Source organism: Streptomyces luteosporeus (assembly GCF_039532865.1).
In the GTDB taxonomy this organism is placed as follows: domain Bacteria; phylum Actinomycetota; class Actinomycetes; order Streptomycetales; family Streptomycetaceae; genus Streptomyces; species Streptomyces luteosporeus.
The window spans coordinates 260587-276680 of record NZ_BAAASL010000010.1 but is presented as its reverse complement, the minus strand read 5'-3'; the positions used below and the strand labels follow the sequence as shown (position 1 = coordinate 276680).

Genomic DNA, 16094 nt, shown 5'->3' with positions numbered 1-16094 from the left:
GTGGAGCGTCGTCGGTTCAGTTCGACAGCTCGACCAGCACCGGTGGTGTGCTGTCCCCCTTCGCCGAGGTCACGGAGAGGACCGCGCAGCCTGCGGGCACCGAGTGGGCGAGCTCCGAGGCGGACCACCGTTCCCGCTCGACCTTGCGCACGGTGACGGACTGGGCGGTCACGGCCCGGCCGGTGATCACGCGGCGCACGACGTGGGTGACGCGGGTGATCGGTTCGTGGGCGATGACCTGGCGGTCGGTGACGTCGCGGGTCTCGACCCATTCCTTGCCCCACACCTCGGCGAAGCGGGCGCCGTCCCACGTGGTCACCCCGGAGAACGCCATGCGGCAGCCCACCGAGCCCAGCAGCGCGCTGCGCAGCGCCTCGGGCACGTCGTCGAGGGTGCGCAGGGTCAGTACGGCGCCGGCGCGGGCGGAGCGCAGCCGCTGCAGTCCCCGTACGGACTCGGGGGTGACCGTGTGCGTCGCGTCGTCGAGGACGAGGCAGGCGAACAGGGAGCGGTCGGCGCGGGCCGCCGCGCATTCGGTGAACTGGGCGAGGATCAGCCGGGCCAGCACGCGCGAGGCCTCGGCGTGCCCGCGTTCGGGCAGGTCGATGCGCACGCGCAGCGGGTGTTCGAGGGTGCGCAGGGAGAAGGTGCGGCCGGGGCGGGTGGTGTCGAAGAAGGCGGCGAAGGCGGGCCGGTCGAGCAGGGCGAGCCGGTCGGCGAGCGCGGGGGCGGGGTCGCCGGGCCGGTGGGCCTGGCGCTGACGGGCGTCGAGCTCGCGGCCGAGCGCCTCGTGCCCGCCGGCGGCCAGGCGCTCGCGCAGGGCGCCGAGGGCGGCGGGCGAACCGTCGAGGAGTTCGCGCAGCTCGGGCACGGACGGGAAGCGGCCGTGAACGGCCCGGAAGGGGCCCAGCAGCTGGGCGAGCGCGGTGGCGGCCCGCCGGCTGTCCCCGCCGGGCAGGGCGGTGGTCAGGTCGCCGACGAGTCCTTCGGCGAGGACGGCGGCCGCCTCGTCGGGGTCGTCGGTGCCGCCGTAGAGGTCGAGGTCGTAGGCGGAGTCGGGGCGGCCGATGCGGACGACGACGTCGAAGGCGTCGTCCGGGGCCAGGGCGGCACCGGAGGCTCCGACGGCGACGACCGCGGCACGCCCGGCGAGGGCCTGCAGGCACAGCGATTCCAGGACGGGCCGCACGAGGCGTTCGGTCTTGCCGCAGCCGGGCGGGCCGACGGCCAGCAGGGAGGTGGCGAGCAGACCGGCGTCGAGGGCGCAGCCGGCGCCCCGGTGCCGGTACGGGTTGCGCTCGTCGTCGACAGCGGTGCCCAGGCGCACCTGGCCGGCCAGGAGGTCGTGGCGGGCGGTGCGCGCGGGCAGGTCGCGGGCGCCGGAGGGGTGGGCGCAGGCGGCGGCGCCCTGTTCGAGCACGGCGTCGGTGAACGCGGCGAGCCGGTCGGGCCGGGCGCGCGCCGCTTCCCAGGCGCGCTCGATGCGCGCGTGGTCCACGTCGTTCATGACCCCGGCGCGCGCGTCGGCCGCGAGCCGGTCGGCGGCGGCGTGCGCTCCGGCCGCGCGCAGGTGCGGCCACTCGGCGGGGTCGTGCGCCGTGCCCGGCCTCTCGGGCAGGGGTTCCCCGCCGTCGTCCCACAGCCGGCGCAGCGCCGGCGTCACCCAGCGGCGCCACACCTGCCCCCAGCGGCCCAGGCGCCCGAAGACGACGAGGAGGACGAGGGCGCACAGCGTGTAGTAGGCGTAGACGACCCAGACGGCCAGCATGCCGCCCTGCCGCCAGGAGTCGGGTGTCAGCGCGAACAGCGGCCAGATCCAGTAGTGCCCCAGGTAGCCGTTCCACAGCAGCGACCACAGCAGCCAGCCGCACAGCAACGCGATGACGGCCCCGCTGAGCAACTGGCGGCCCGGAATGCGATCGGGCTCCTCCGGCGGCCTGGGCCGGTACCCGAAGGCCCAGATCCCGGGCCCGGCGTCCGCCCGCGGCGCCCGCAGCCACGTCAGGAAGGACGAGGCATGGGCGACGGTGCCGTACGGGTCGGCCGCCTGCGGCAGCGACGGCGGGGCGGTCGCCGGGCGCCCCGGCCCGTCGGCCGGCCCGCCCGGCGACGGGGGGACCGGCGGCGCGCCCGCGGCACCGGCCGGCTTGTACAGCGGCGGCCCCGACGCCGCGGCCTCCGGGCCCGCCGGGTCGGGGCCCGGCCGCGGCCCGGGCGGGGACTGCCGGGGCAGCGGCACGAGGGGGGGCGCGGCCCCTGGCGGGGCCGGCGGGACGGCCGGGGGGGTGCCCCGCGCCCCGGCCGGGCCGGGCCCCGGCGGCAGCCCGCCGGGTGGCGCCGGCATGTCGCCCGTCATTCCTTCGGTGTCCATCGTTGCCCTCGCCCCCAGCCGGCCCTCGCGCCCGCCCGCGTGTGTGAACTGTCCGACCGGCCCAATCTAGTGGGCCACCATGTCCGATACGGACAACCGGACGCGTGCACTTCTCCCGAACGGAACATGCCCCGCCCCGGCCACCACCCCTAGCCTGCGACCAAAAGCCCGTACTTTCCCCTGGAGCTCTTCCATGACCGAACTGTCCGGAGGCGCCGCCCTCCCCCAGGAGCGCCGCGTCGTCACCGCGATCCCCGGCCCCAAGTCGCAGGAGCTCCAGGCTCGCCGTCTCGCCGCTGTCGCGGGCGGCGTGGGCTCCGTGCTGCCGGTGTTCACCGCGCGGGCCGGCGGCGGGGTCATCGAGGACGTCGACGGCAACCGTCTAATCGACTTCGGCTCCGGCATCGCCGTGACCTCGGTCGGCGCCAGCGCCGAGGCCGTCGTGCGCCGTGCCTCCGCGCAGCTGGCCGACTTCACCCACACCTGTTTCATGGTGACCCCCTACGAGGGTTACGTGGAGGTCTGCGAGCAGCTCGCCGAGCTGACCCCGGGCGACCACGCGAAGAAGTCGGCGCTGTTCAACTCGGGCGCCGAGGCCGTCGAGAACGCCGTCAAGATCGCCCGTGCGTACACCAAGCGCCAGGCCGTCGTCGTCTTCGACCACGGCTACCACGGCCGCACGAACCTGACGATGGCGCTCACCGCCAAGAACATGCCGTACAAGCACGGCTTCGGCCCGTTCGCGCCCGAGGTCTACCGCGTGCCGGTGGCGTACGGCTACCGCTGGCCCACCGGCCCGGAGAACTGCGGCCCGGAGGCCGCCGCCCAGGCCATCGACCAGATCACCAAGCAGGTCGGCGCGGAGAACGTCGCCGCCATCATCATCGAGCCGGTCCTGGGCGAGGGCGGCTTCATCGAGCCGGCCAAGGGCTTCCTGCCGGCGATCGTGAAGTTCGCCAACGACAACGGCATCGTCTTCGTCGCCGACGAGATCCAGTCCGGCTTCTGCCGCACCGGCCAGTGGTTCGCGTGCGAGGACGAGGGCATCGTCCCCGACCTGATCACCACCGCCAAGGGCATCGCCGGCGGTCTGCCGCTGGCCGCGGTCACCGGCCGCGCGGAGATCATGGACGCGGCCCACGCGGGCGGCCTCGGCGGCACCTACGGCGGCAACCCGGTGGCCTGCGCCGGTGCGCTCGGCGCCATCGAGACCATGCGCGAGCTGGACCTCAACGGCAAGGCCAAGCGCATCGAGGAGGTCATGAAGACCCGCCTCGCCGCGATGCAGGAGAAGTTCCCGGTCATCGGCGACATCCGCGGCCGCGGCGCCATGATCGCCATCGAGCTCGTCAAGGACCCGGCGACCAAGGAGCCGAACGCGGAGGCCGCCGGCACGCTGGCCAAGGCGTGCCACGCGGAGGGCCTGCTGGTGCTGACCTGCGGCACTTACGGCAACGTGCTGCGCTTCCTGCCCCCGCTGGTCATCGGCGAGGACCTGCTGAACGAGGGCCTCGACATCATCGAGGGTGCGCTCGGCCGTCTGTGAGCCGTCTGTGCGCCTGCCGTGCGCCGGTGAAGAACCTGTGCGGGGCGGGTGGTGGACGGGTGATCCGCCTATCGGACCGGCCGTAGCTGCCGTACGGTTTCTGCAGATGAATGAAACACCCCGTCCGCAGGGGACTGCGGGCGACGCCGTGCCGGTACCTCCCCAGTACGGGCACGGCCGTGCCTTCGCGCACGCTTCTCACCGATCGGACGGCCGCCCGCCCCACACCCCCCGGGGCGCGCGGCGCACCGGCCGGTTCGGCGGCCTCGGAACCATCCCCCCGGTTCCGGGGCCGCCGCTCGTGTCCCTCCTGCTCGGCCTCGTCCTCGCCGCCACGACCTGGCAGGTCGCCGCGCACGGGCCGCTACGGGCACTCGACGAGCGGCTGGGGCGGGCGGCGTACGGCCCGTCGGGGCTCACGCGTTTCCTCGCCGACCTGGGCAATGCGTCGGTGGCCGTGCCGGTGCTCGTGGCGGCGGCCCTGTGGGCCGCGCGACGGCATTGGCGCTCGTCCGTGGCTGCCGCGCTGGCCATGGCCGCCGTACCGGCCGTCGTCGTGCCGTTCAAGGCGTTGGTCGGGCGGGTGGGGCCGCCGGCCATGGCCGGTGCGCCGCACGAGTTCTTTCCGTCCGGGCACGCGGCCACGGCGGCGGTGGCGTACGGGGCGGCGGCGTTGCTCCTGTGCCGCCGGCGGGTGTGGCTTTGGGCTGTCGCCCTACTCAACGTTGCCGTTGGGGTGGGGCTCGTGGTGTGCGGGTATCACTGGCCACTGGACGTGGTCGGGGCGTGGGCGCTGGCCGGTGCATTGCTGATGTGCGTTGCCCGTGTGCGGGCCGGTGGGTGGCGTGTGCCCACCCGTTCCTCCCCCAGCTAACGCTGGGAGGGGCCCCCAGCGGAACGCCTGCCCACACGGCGCTTCCCGCTAAGGCCTGTGTGCCCCGTAAGGGGCGCGGGGAACTGCGCGACAAGCCACGATGCACCCGCGGATCACGTCCTAGCTGTCGAAGCCCAGCCCTAAGCGGTCCAGCGTGCGCAGCCAGAGGTTTCTGCGGCCGTTCTCGTCCGCCCGGGTCATCGCCCACTGGGTGATGCCGATGCCCATCGAGCGGACCGGCTCCGGGGGGAAGGGCAGGGGCTTGCTGCGGACCATTTCCAGTTCCGTGCGCTCCGTGCGCCTGCCCGCCAGCAGGTCGAGCATGACGTCCGCGCCGAAGCGCGACGCGCCGACGCCGAGGCCGGTGTAGCCGAGGGCGTAGGCGACGCGGCCGCGGTGGGCGGTGCCGAAGAAGGCGGAGAAGCGGGAGCAGGTGTCGATGGCCCCGCCCCAGGTGTGGGTGAAGCGCACCCCCTCCAGTTGCGGGAAGCAGCGGAAGAAGTGCTCCGCCAGGCGCTGGTAGGTGGGCGGGTGGTGGTCGTACTCGGCGCGGACGCCGCCGCCGTAGCGGTAGACGATGTCGTAGCCGCCCCACAGGATGCGGTTGTCGGCGGTGAGCCGGAAGTAGTGGAAGTGGTTGGCGCTGTCGCTCAGGCCCTGGCGGCGCCGCCAGCCGATGTCCGCGAGCTGCCCGTCGGTGAGGGGCTCGGTCATCAGGGCGTAGTCGTAGACGGGGGCGATGTACGGGCGCAGGCGCTTGACCAGGGAGGGGAACGCGTTGGTGGCGAGGGCGGCCTGGCGGGCGAAGACGCGGCCGTAGGGGGTGCGCACGGCGATGCCGGCGCGGCGTACGGACAGCTCGGCGCCGGGGGTGTGCTCGTAGAGGCGTACGCCCAGGTTCCGGCAGGCGCGCTTGAGGCCCCAGGCGAGCTTGGCGGGGTGGAGCATGGCGACGCCGGTGCGGTTCCACAGGCCGGCGAGGAAGGTCGGGGAGTCGATCTCGGCGCGGACGGCGTCGCGGTCGAGGAAGGTGTGGCCGGTGATGCCGAGCTTCGTGGCCTCGTCGGCGGCCAGGCGCAGTTCGTGGGCCTGGTGGGGGGCGGTGGCGACGTCGATCTCGCCGGTGCGTTCGAAGTCGCAGTCGATGCCGTGGCGGGCGAGGGCGGCCTCGATGCCGTCGAGGTTGCGGCGGCCGAGGTCTTCGAGGGCGGGGAGTTCGGCGGGCCAGCGGGCGTGTCCGTTGGCCCAGCCGTGGGTGAGGGAGGCGGCGCAGAAGCCGCCGTTGCGGCCGGAGGCGGCCCAGCCGGCCTCCTGGCCCTCGATGAGGACGACGTCCCGGCCGGGGTCGCGTTCCTTGGCGTTCAGGGCGGTCCACAGTCCGCTGTAGCCGCCGCCGACGACGAGCAGGTCGCAGTGCTCGTCGCCGACGAGGGCCGGCAGGGGGTCGGGGCGGGAGGGGTCGTCGAGCCAGTAGGGGCGGGGGGTCGCGTCGGAGAGTGCTTTCACATGGGTCATGGCGCCGGTGGCCATGGTTCTCAGCTCCTTTGTCGGCGTCTCCCGACCAGTTGTCCGGCGAGGACGCACAGCACGGCGACGGCGAACATCGCCGTCCCGATGACATTGATCTGAACGGGCGTGCCCCTTTGGGCGGATCCCCAGACGTACATGGGGAAGGTCACGGTCGATCCGGCGTTGAAGTTGGTGATGATGAAGTCGTCGAAGGACAGCGCGAAGGACAGCAGCGCGCCGGCGACGATGCCGGGGGCGGCGATCGGCAGGGTGATGCGCAGGAACGTCTGCAGGGGGGTGGCGTACAGGTCCTGGGCGGCCTGTTCCAGGCGGGGGTCCATGCTCATCACGCGGGCCTTGACGGCGGTCACCACGAAGCTGAGGCAGAAGGTGATGTGGGCGATGAGGATGGTCCAGAAGCCGAAGCTGACGCCCATGTTGAGGAAGAGCGTGGCCAGCGAGGCGGCCATGACGACCTCGGGCATGGCCATGGGCAGGAAGATCAGCGTGCCGACGGTGCCGCGGGCGCGGAAGCGGTAGCGGGCGACGGCGAAGGCGATCAGGGTGCCGAGGACGGTGGCGCCGAGGGTGGCCCACAGGGCGATCTGCAGGCTCAGCGAGAGGGAGCCGCACAGGTCGGCGACGCCGCAGGGGTGGGTCCAGGCGTCGGTGGAGAAGTGCTGCCACTCGTAGTTGAAGCGGCCGTTGGGCTTGTTGAAGGAGAACACCGTCACGACGGCGTTGGGCAGGATCAGGAACGCGAGGGTGAGCAGGCCCGCGATGACGACCAGGTTGCGGCGCAGCCAGCGCATCAGACGACCTCCTCCGTGCCGGACTTGCGGATGTAGAGCGTGACCATGGCGAGGATGGAGGCCATGAGGATGAAGGAGAGGGCGGCCGCGGTCGGGTAGTCCAGCACGCGCAGGAACTGGGACTGGATGACGTTGCCGATCATCTTCTGGTCGGCGGAGCCGAGCAGTTCCGCGTTGATGTAGTCGCCGGCGGCGGGGATGAAGGTGAGCAGGGTGCCGGCGACGACGCCCGGCATGGACAGCGGCAGGGTGACCTTGCGGAAGGTGGTCAGGGGCCGGGCGTACAGGTCGCCGGCGGCCTCCAGCAGGCGGCTGTCGATGCGTTCGAGCGAGGTGTAGAGCGGCAGGATCATGAACGGCAGGAAGTTGTAGGTCAGTCCGCACACGACGGCCAGCGGCGTGGCGAGCACGCGGTGGCCCTCGGTGACGCCGAGCGCGTTGGTGACGGTCAGCACGTGCAGCGAGTCCAGGGTGCGCACGACGGGGCCGCTGTCGGCGAGGATCGTCTTCCAGGCGAGGGTGCGGATCAGGAAGCTGGTGAAGAAGGGTGCGATGACGAGCACCATCAGCAGGTTGCGCCAGCGGCCGGCGCGGAAGGCGATCAGGTACGCCAGGGGGTAGCCCAGCAGCAGGCACAGAGCGGTGGCGGTGGCGGCGTAGGCGACGGAGCGCAGGAACTGCGGGTAGTACTCGGCGAGGGCGTCGGAGTAGGTGGCGAAGTGCCAGGTGACGCGGAAGCCTTCTTCGAGGGAGCCGGTCTGCAGGGAGGTCGAGGCCTGGTAGACGAGGGGGGCGGCGAAGAAGACGAGCAGCCAGGCGATGCCCGGCAGGAGCAGCCAGTAGGGGACGCGCTTCCTGCGGCGGACGGCCTTGTGCAGGGCGCTGTCGGCGGCGGGGGCGGCGGGTGGTGCGGGAGGGTGGTCGGTGGCGGTCGTCATCGTCACGTACCTGCCTCTCGCGCGTCGGTGCCCGCCTCGCCCGTCGTTCCGGCGGACACGGCCTGGGAGGCGTCGAGGCCGAAGCTGTGCGCAGGGTTCCAGTGCAGGAGGACCTCGGCGCCGGGGGCGAGGCGGGCATCGCGCTCGACGTTCTGCTCGTAGACGGACAGACCGGTGCCCACGGGGCTGTCGACGAGGTACTGGGTGGAGACGCCGGTGAAGCCGGCCTGGGTGATGCGGCCGGGCACGGCGTTGCGGCCGGCGGGGACACCGGCGGCGTCGTCGGCGTGGGTGAGGGTGATCTTCTCCGGCCTTATGCCGAGCAGGAGTTTCTCGCCCGGCCGGGCGCCGGCTGTACATCGTGCCCGGGGCAGGGTGAGTTTGGTATCACAGGCGCGCAGGACGATGTCGTCGCCGGAGGCGTCGAGGACGTCGGTGGTGATGAGGTTGGAGGTGCCGAGGAAGTTGGCGACGAAGGTGGTGCGCGGCATCTCGTAGAGCTCGGTGGGGGTGCCGAGCTGCTCGACCCGGCCGGCGTTCATCACCGCGACAGTGTCGGCCATGGTCATGGCCTCCTCCTGGTCGTGGGTGACGTGGATGAAGGTGATGCCGACCTCGGTCTGGATGCGCTTGAGCTCCAGCTGCATCTGACGGCGCAGCTTGAGGTCGAGGGCGCCCAGGGGCTCGTCGAGGAGCAGGACGTCGGGGTGGTTGATCAGGGCGCGGGCGACGGCGACGCGCTGCTGCTGGCCGCCGGAGAGCTGGTGCGGGCGGCGGCGGGCCTGGTCGCCGAGCTGGACGAGGTCGAGCATCTCCGCGACCTGCTTCTTGACGGACTTCACGCCGCGGCGGCGCAGGCCGAAGGCGACGTTCTCGTGGATGTCCAGGTGCGGGAAGAGCGCGTAGTTCTGGAAGACCGTGTTGACGGGCCGCTTGTAGGCGGGCAGTGCGGTCACGTCGCGTCCCCCGAGGGCGACGGTGCCGGTGGTGGGCTCGTCCAGGCCGGCGATCATGCGCAGCGTGGTGGTCTTGCCGCAGCCGGAGGCGCCCAGCAGGGCGAAGAAGGAGCCCGCGGGGACGGCGAGGTCGAGCGGGTGCACGGCGGTGAAGTCGCCGTAGGTCTTGCTGATGCCGGCGAGGCGCACGTCGGTGCCGCTGGTGCCGGTGGTGGCGGTTGCCGTCATGGTCTGGTCCAGGGGTTCGGGGAACGCAAACAGGAAAGGGTGACACACGGTGCGGCCTGGTTCCGAAACGGGCCGTGTCGCATGCCTACTCCTCCGCCGTCCGCGCACCTGTACCCACAGGCCGCTCCACCGGATTGGTTTGCCGATCCTGGCAGAGACCTCCGCTTCCAACAAGGGATTCCGTCGACAGTTTTCGGTCGTGCAACGGATTCGGTGACGGGGGCGGCCGACGGCGGGTGCCGTCCCCCGTCACCGGCGGGCGTCAGCTCACGCCGAGCAGGCTGGCCGCGAAGAGCATGCCGAGCAGCGGGAGCAGGACGGTGGCGACGATGCCGCACACCAGTCCGGCCGTGGCGGCGCCCTTGTTGGTGGCCTCCCCCTGGGTGGCCTTGTGCCGGCCGATGGCACCGAAGATGATCGCGAGGATGCCGAGGATGACGCCCAGGACCCAGAAGATGAAGGTCAGGCTGAAGACGACGCCGATGATGCCCAGCACCAGGCCTGCGGTGCCCATGCCGTTGCTGGGCTGCGGCGGCATGCCGCCGCCGTAGCCGGGCATCGGGTAGGGCTGCACGGGCGGGGCCGCGGGGTAGGCGGGCGGGGTGCCCGGCCCGGCCGGCCCGGGGTAGCCGTAACCGGCCGGGGGCTGCTGCGGCTGCTGGGGCGGGTAGGGCGGCTGGGCGGCGTACGGATTGTTCTGGTAGTTCGACATTGCGAAGATTCCCCTCCTGTCAAGGTGCCGGGCAAGCGTAGGGGGAGATCACCCGCCGGGGCAGCCCGATTCGGCTGTCGGTCCGGCATGCCACACTTCGTGCATGTCGAAGATCGAAGCGGGTGCGGGGGCGGCGCCGGCCGGTGGCGGGGCGGACGGCCCGCGGTCGGTGGCGGAGCTCGTGGCGGCCGTCGCGGGCGAGGAGCGCCTGAAGTACGTGTTCTTCTGGGGGCACCGGCCGCCGCGCGGCGGCGGCGCGGGGCCCGGCTGCTTCAGCCAGTGGTGGCCCTCCCCGTTCACCGTCGACGGCGTGGAGTACGCGACGGCCGAGCACTGGATGATGGCCGGCAAGGCCCGGCTGTTCGGCGACCGGGAGGCGCTGGCGCGGGTGCTGGCGGCGGGCCATCCCAAGGAGGCGAAGGACGCCGGGCGTTCAGTGCGCGGCTTCGACGAGCAGGAGTGGGTGCGCCACCGCTACGGGCTCGTGGTCGAGGGCAGCGTGCACAAGTTCGCGCAGCATCCCGAGCTGGGGGCGTATCTGCTGGGCACCGGGAGCCGTGTGCTCGTCGAGGCCAGCCCCGTGGACCGGATCTGGGGGATCGGGCTGGCCGCCGACGACGAGCGGGCGCAGGACCCGGCCCGCTGGTGCGGGCTGAACCTGCTGGGCTTCGCTCTGATGGAGGCGCGTCAGCGCCTGGCGGCCACCAGCGGTGCGGGGCCGGGCGGGGCCGGCATGTAGGCGCCGTAGGTGGCGTCGTCCGGGTCCTCGTTGTCGTTGTAGTCGTTGCTCGTGGCGTTGGAGTAGATGTACAGCAGGAGCATCAGCACCGAGGCGACGATGGCCACGGGGCCCAGGATGAGCCCGGTCAGCGCCTGCCCGCCGTTGGTCGCCTCGCCGGTGCGGGCCTTGCCCCGGCCTATCGCCCCGAAGACGACCGCGAGGACGCCGAGGATGACGCTGAAGACGACGCTGGGCGCCAGGATCGTGCCGACGATGCCGAGCACCATGCCGGCCGTGCCGAGCCCGTTGTTGGGCACCGGGGGCGGTGCGGGCCAGCCCTGCGGATAACCGGGCGCGGCGTAGCCGTAGGCGCCGGTGCCGTAGGCGGTCTGCCCGTACGGCGCGCCCTGGGGGCCGGCGCCGGGCGCGTAGGCGTAGGGGCCGCCCGGGTACGCGCTGGGGGTGCCGGGCCCGGTCGGGGCGGGCGGCACCGGGGGCACCGCGTCGCCGGGCGGGGCCGGCTGGGGCGGCACGACGGGCGCCGCCGGGGCGGGGGGCACTGCGGGCGCGGAGGGCGCGGGAGCCGCTGCGGCGGGGCCGGGCGCGGGCTCCACCACGGTGGGCGTCGGCCGGGCGGCCGGCTTCTCCAGCGGCACACGGCCGGGCTCCGGCGGGGCCCAGGGGTTCCCGCCCGGCTGGTCGTGCTGCGCGTCGTCCTTGTCGGACATGGTCCTCCCCAGTCGATACCCCGTCATGCTAAGCCCTGGGCGATGCCCCGGCGGCCATCGCGCATACGATGATCGGCACGCCGTCGCCCCGAAGCCCAGCAGCCATGGAGGCCCGCATGTCAGGACTCGACTCGTTCATCGCAGGGCTGCCGAAGGCCGAACTGCACGTGCACCACGTGGGGTCGGCCTCCCCCCGCATCGTCGCCGAGCTGGCCGCCCGGCACCCCGACTCCCCCGTGCCCACCGACCCCGAGGCGCTCGCGGACTTCTTCACCTTCCGCGACTTCGCGCACTTCATCGAGGTCTACCTCTCGGTGGTCGACCTCGTCCGCGACGCCGAGGACGTGCGGCTGCTGACCTACGAGGTCGCCCGCGACATGGCCCGGCAGAACATCCGCTACGCCGAGCTGACGGTGACGCCCTACAGCTCCACCAGGCGCGGCATCCCGGACGTGGCGTTCGTCGAGGCCATCGAGGACGCGCGCAAGGCCGCGGAGTCCGAGCTGGGCGTGGTGCTGCGCTGGTGCTTCGACATCCCCGGCGAGGCCGGGCTCGCCTCCGCCGAGGAGACCGCGCGCATCGCCTGCGACCTGCGCCCCGACGGCCTGGTCTCCTTCGGCCTGGGCGGCCCCGAGATCGGCGTGCCGCGGCCGCAGTTCAAGCCGTACTTCGACCGGGCCGTCGCCGCCGGCCTGCACAGCGTGCCGCACGCCGGCGAGACGACCGGGCCGCAGACGATCTGGGACGCCCTCACCGAGCTGCGGGCCGAGCGCATCGGGCACGGCACCAGCGCCACCCAGGACCCGCGGCTGCTGGCGCACCTGGCCGAGCACCGCATCCCGCTGGAGGTCTGCCCCACCTCCAACCTGGCCACGCGGGCGGTGACCGACATCGATCGGCACCCGGTCAAGGAGATGGTCGCGGCCGGGGTGCTGGTGACGATCAACAGCGACGACCCGCCGATGTTCGGCACCGACCTCAACACCGAGTACGCGGTGGCCGCGCGGCTGCTGGACCTCGACGCCCGGGGCGTCGCCGCGCTGGCGAAGAACGCGGTCGAGGCGTCGTTCATGGACGCGGCGGGCAAGGCCGCCCTGCACGCCGAGATCGACGCGTACACCGCCGCGTGGCGGGGCTGACGGCGCCGTGAGCCTGCCGCCGCCCGCCTGCGTCGCCGTCGCCCACCGCGGGGACCCGTACGTCCACCGCGAGAACACCCTGCCCTCCATCCGGTCGGCGCTGCGGGCGGGGGCCGGGGCAGTGGAGATCGACGTACGGCTGGCCCGGGACGGCGTGCCCGTCCTGCTGCACGACGCGACGCTGAAGCGGCTGTGGGGCCTGGACCGGCCGCTGGCCGCGCTGACGGCCGCCGAGGTGCGCGAGGCCACGGCGGGCGGCGTGCCGACGCTGCGCGAGGCGCTGGCGGAGATCACCGAGGGCGTGCGGCTGTTCGTGGACCTGCCCGACGCGGCGGCGGCCCCGGCGGCCGTCGCCGCGGTGCGCGAGAGCGCGGCGGGGGCGCACGTGTACTACTGCGGCGGGCCGGCCTCGATGCTCGCCGTGCGCCGGGCGGACGCGGAGGCGGAGATCGCGCTGACGTGGACGACGCTGGCGCCGCCGCGCCCGGCGCTGCTGGCCGCGGTGCGGCCGCACTGGCTCAACTACTGCTTCGGGCTGGTCACGCCCGAGCTCGTCGCCCGCCATCACGCCGACGGCCTGCTGGTGTCGGCGTGGACCGCCGACACCCGGCGCACGATGCGCCGGCTGCTGGGGGCCGGCGTCGACTCGATCACCACCAACCGCATCGGCGCGCTGCGCGCGCTGCTGGCGGGGTGAGCGGGGCCGTCACAAGCCGACGATCTCGTTCCACTCCTTGGCGAAGGCAGGCCGTTCACGGGCGGTCATGTCGCGGGCGGTGGCGAGCCGCTTGCGCATGTCGTCGGTGGGGAAGATCAGCGGGTTCTCCGCCAGTTTGGCGGTCTCCTTCTCCCCGGAGGAGGCCAGCACGTCGCGGGCGGCCGGCACCGGGCAGACGTAGTTGACGGAGGCGGCGAGCTCGGCGGCGACCTCGGGCCGGTAGTAGTGGTCGATCAGCGCCTCGGCGTTGCGCTTGTGCCGCGCGAGGTCGGGGATCATCAGGCTCTCCGCCCACAGCTCGGCGCCCTCCTCGGGGACGACGAACTCGATGTCGGGGTTGTCGGCCTGGAGCTGGATGATGTCGCCGGAGTAGGCCTGGGCGGCCAGGACGTCGCCGGAGGAGAGGTCCTTGATGTAGTCGTTGCCGGTGAAGCGGCGGATGTGGCGCCTGCGGACCAGGCGGCGCAGCTGGTCGGTCATGGTGTGGAAGTCGTCGGCCGTCCAGCGGGTGACGTCCGCGCCGTTGCCCATCATCAGCAGGGCGAAGGCCTCGTCCATGCCGGAGAGCAGGGTGACGCGGCCGCGCAGGTCGTCGCGCCACAGGTCGGAGGTGTGGCGTATCTCGCGGCCGAGTTTCTTGCGGTTGTAGGCGATGCCGGTGATGCCGGACTGCCAGGGCACGGTGTGCAGCCGGCCCGCGTCGAAGGAGGGCTTGCGCAGCAGCGGGTCGAGGTGGCGGTCGACGTGGGGCTGGGCGGCGCGGTCCATCTTCTGGACCCAGCCGAGCCGGACGTAGCGGGAGGCCATCCAGTCGCTGACGACGATGATGTCCCGGCCGGTGTCCTGATGGTTCATCAGGGCGGGGCTGATCTTGCCGAAGAACTCGTCGTTGTCGTTGATCTCCTCGGTGTACTTCACCGAGATGCCGGTGCGCTGCTCGAACTCCTGCAGGGTGGGCCGCTTCTGCGGGTCCTTCTCGTCCACGTCGATGTACAGCGGCCAGTTGGCGAAGACGAGCTTCTTCTCGGCGCCCGAGCGGTCGGCGGCGGCCCGCTCGCCCGGGGCGACGTACGCCGCGGGCACCCCGCAGCCGGCGAGGGCCGCGGCCCCGGCACCGGCGCCCAGCGCGCGCAGCAGGGTACGGCGGGAAAGGGGCTTCACGGGCGTCTCGCAATCGAACCGGCGGGGCGGGGCGGCGGTCGATGATACCGGGGGCGGGAGCCTGCTGCCCCGCCCCCGGGAGCCGCAGGTCAGCCCAGCGAGGTCATGACGTGCTTGACGCGCGTGTAGTCCTCGAAGCCGTAGGCGGAGAGGTCCTTGCCGTAGCCGGACTTCTTGAAGCCGCCGTGCGGCATCTCGGCGACCAGCGGGATGTGGGTGTTGATCCACACGCAGCCGAAGTCGAGCGCCTTCGACATGCGCATCGCGCGGGCGTGGTCCTTGGTCCACACCGAGGAGGCCAGGGCGTACTCGACGCCGTTGGCGTACTCGACGGCCTGCGCCTCGTCGGCGAAGGACTGGACGGTGATGACGGGGCCGAAGACCTCGTTCTGGACGATCTCGTCGTCCTGCTTGAGGCCGGAGACGACGGTCGGGGCGAAGAAGAAGCCCTTCTCGCCGACGCGGTGGCCGCCGGTGTGGACCTTGGCGTGGCCGGGCAGGCGCTCGATGAAGCCGGTGACCTGCTTGAGCTGGCCCGCGTTGTTCAGGGGGCCGTACAGCACGTCCTCGTCGTCCGGCTGCCCGGTCTTGGTGTCGGCGGCGGCCTGGGCGAGGGCGGTGACGAAGTCGTCGTGGATCGACTCGTGGACCAGGACGCGGGTGGCGGCCGTACAGTCCTGGCCGGCGTTGAAGAAGCCGGCGACGGCGATGTCCTCGACGGCCTTGGCGATGTCGGCGTCCTCGAAGACGACGACCGGGGCCTTGCCGCCGAGCTCCAGGTGGACGCGCTTGAGGTCGCGGGAGGCGGACTCGGCCACCTGCATGCCGGCGCGCACCGAGCCGGTGATGGAGGCCATGGCCGGCACCTTGTGCTCGACCATCAGGCGACCGGTCTCGCGGTCGCCGCAGATGACGTTGAAGACGCCCTTGGGGTGGCCCAACTCCTCCAGCACGCCGCCGATGATCTCGGCGATGAGCACGGTGGAGGCGGGGGTGGTGTCCGAGGGCTTGAGGACGACGGTGTTGCCCGCGGCGAGCGCCGGGGCGAACTTCCACACCGCCATCATCATCGGGTAGTTCCACGGCGCGACCTGGGCGCAGACGCCGACCGGCTCGCGGCGGATGATCGAGGTCATCCCCGCCATGTACTCGCCGGCCGAGCGGCCCTCCAGCATGCGCGCGGCGCCGGCGAAGAAGCGGATCTGGTCCACCATCGGCGGGACCTCTTCGCTGGCGGTCAGGGCCACCGGCTTGCCGGTGTTCTCGACCTCGGCGGCGACGAGCTCGTCGGCGCGGGCCTCGAAGGCGTCGGCGATCTTCAGGAGCACCTTCTGGCGCTCGGCGGGGACCAGGTCGCGCCAGGCGGGGAAGGCGGCCTCGGCGGCGGCCATGGCGGCGTCCACGTCGGCGGCACCGGAGAGCGGGGCGGTCGCGTACGCCTCGCCCGTGACGGGATTGACCACCTCGGTGGTCCGCCCGTCGGCGGCGTCCCGGAACTCCCCGTCGATGAAATTGCGCAGGCGGCGCAGCTCGGTGGTCACGTCGTGCCACCCCTTCGTGTCGGACGTCCAATGGCTGAGACGCACAGCCTAGTCAGGGGGGCCGCGCTTTCGACATACCCGCAGAGGGAGAACAACGGAATCAGTGCTTCCCAGGTCGCTTGACGACGAATTTCATCGTG

Annotated in this window: 14 protein-coding genes; 5 read left to right on the top strand and 9 right to left on the bottom strand. The window is 72.8% G+C overall.

Going from position 1 to position 16094, the window contains the following annotated elements:
* Window positions 1-16 precede the first annotated feature (16 nt).
* Window positions 17-2344 carry an ATP-binding protein gene (locus ABD361_RS16080; protein WP_344435965.1) on the bottom strand — a complete coding sequence of 776 codons (2328 nt, stop codon included), beginning with the start codon at window positions 2342-2344 and terminating at the stop codon, window positions 17-19.
* Window positions 2345-2564: 220 nt separating this feature from the next.
* Here ABD361_RS16080 and gabT point away from each other — a divergent pair, with 220 nt between their 5' ends.
* Both gabT and ABD361_RS16070 read left to right on the top strand, forming a co-directional pair.
* Window positions 2565-3917: a 4-aminobutyrate--2-oxoglutarate transaminase gene (gene gabT / locus ABD361_RS16075; protein ID WP_344435964.1), complete on the top strand. Its 1353-nt coding sequence runs from the start codon at window positions 2565-2567 to the stop codon at window positions 3915-3917.
* Between the two features lie 301 nt (window positions 3918-4218).
* On the top strand, window positions 4219-4791 hold the full coding sequence (locus ABD361_RS16070) for a phosphatase PAP2 family protein (protein WP_344435963.1): 573 nt from the start codon (window positions 4219-4221) through the stop codon (window positions 4789-4791).
* A 120-nt stretch (window positions 4792-4911) separates the two neighbouring features.
* Here ABD361_RS16070 and ABD361_RS16065 read toward each other — a convergent pair whose 3' ends face one another.
* From ABD361_RS16065 to ABD361_RS16045, 5 genes are all read right to left on the bottom strand, one after another.
* The gene (locus ABD361_RS16065; RefSeq protein WP_344435961.1) at window positions 4912-6321 is read right to left on the bottom strand and encodes an NAD(P)/FAD-dependent oxidoreductase; all 1410 of its coding nucleotides are present in this window, start codon (window positions 6319-6321) and stop codon (window positions 4912-4914) included.
* 5 nt (window positions 6322-6326) lie between these two features.
* The gene (locus tag ABD361_RS16060) at window positions 6327-7112 is read right to left on the bottom strand and encodes an ABC transporter permease (RefSeq protein WP_344435960.1); all 786 of its coding nucleotides are present in this window, start codon (window positions 7110-7112) and stop codon (window positions 6327-6329) included.
* The gene (locus ABD361_RS16055) at window positions 7112-8050 is read right to left on the bottom strand and encodes an ABC transporter permease (RefSeq protein WP_344436004.1); all 939 of its coding nucleotides are present in this window, start codon (window positions 8048-8050) and stop codon (window positions 7112-7114) included. Before ABD361_RS16055 ends, ABD361_RS16060 begins: the two co-directional genes overlap by 1 nt.
* A gap of 2 nt (window positions 8051-8052) precedes the next feature.
* Complete coding sequence (locus ABD361_RS16050) at window positions 8053-9234, bottom strand: ABC transporter ATP-binding protein (protein ID WP_344435959.1); 1182 nt, start codon at window positions 9232-9234, stop codon at window positions 8053-8055.
* 262 nt (window positions 9235-9496) lie between these two features.
* The gene (locus tag ABD361_RS16045) at window positions 9497-9946 is read right to left on the bottom strand and encodes a DUF4190 domain-containing protein (protein ID WP_344435958.1); all 450 of its coding nucleotides are present in this window, start codon (window positions 9944-9946) and stop codon (window positions 9497-9499) included.
* A 103-nt stretch (window positions 9947-10049) separates the two neighbouring features.
* Between ABD361_RS16045 and ybiA the strand changes: the two genes are divergently transcribed.
* Window positions 10050-10685: a riboflavin biosynthesis intermediates N-glycosidase gene (gene ybiA / locus ABD361_RS16040; protein WP_344435957.1), complete on the top strand. Its 636-nt coding sequence runs from the start codon at window positions 10050-10052 to the stop codon at window positions 10683-10685.
* Here the strand turns inward: ybiA and ABD361_RS16035 are convergent.
* Window positions 10634-11395 carry a DUF4190 domain-containing protein gene (locus ABD361_RS16035; protein WP_344435956.1) on the bottom strand — a complete coding sequence of 254 codons (762 nt, stop codon included), beginning with the start codon at window positions 11393-11395 and terminating at the stop codon, window positions 10634-10636. The genes ybiA and ABD361_RS16035 overlap by 52 nt on opposite strands.
* Before the next feature lie 116 nt (window positions 11396-11511).
* Between ABD361_RS16035 and ABD361_RS16030 the strand changes: the two genes are divergently transcribed.
* Both ABD361_RS16030 and ABD361_RS16025 read left to right on the top strand, forming a co-directional pair.
* Window positions 11512-12534: an adenosine deaminase gene (locus ABD361_RS16030; RefSeq protein ID WP_344435955.1), complete on the top strand. Its 1023-nt coding sequence runs from the start codon at window positions 11512-11514 to the stop codon at window positions 12532-12534.
* A 7-nt stretch (window positions 12535-12541) separates the two neighbouring features.
* The gene (locus ABD361_RS16025; protein WP_344435954.1) at window positions 12542-13231 is read left to right on the top strand and encodes a glycerophosphodiester phosphodiesterase; all 690 of its coding nucleotides are present in this window, start codon (window positions 12542-12544) and stop codon (window positions 13229-13231) included.
* Window positions 13232-13240: 9 nt separating this feature from the next.
* Here ABD361_RS16025 and ABD361_RS16020 read toward each other — a convergent pair whose 3' ends face one another.
* A complete protein-coding gene (locus tag ABD361_RS16020) occupies window positions 13241-14413 on the bottom strand; it encodes a polyamine ABC transporter substrate-binding protein (protein ID WP_344435953.1) in 1173 nt (390 codons plus the stop codon).
* Between the two features lie 89 nt (window positions 14414-14502).
* Entirely contained in the window at window positions 14503-15954 is a 1452-nt protein-coding gene (locus tag ABD361_RS16015) for a gamma-aminobutyraldehyde dehydrogenase (protein ID WP_344435952.1), read from the bottom strand.
* Window positions 15955-16094 lie beyond the last annotated feature (140 nt).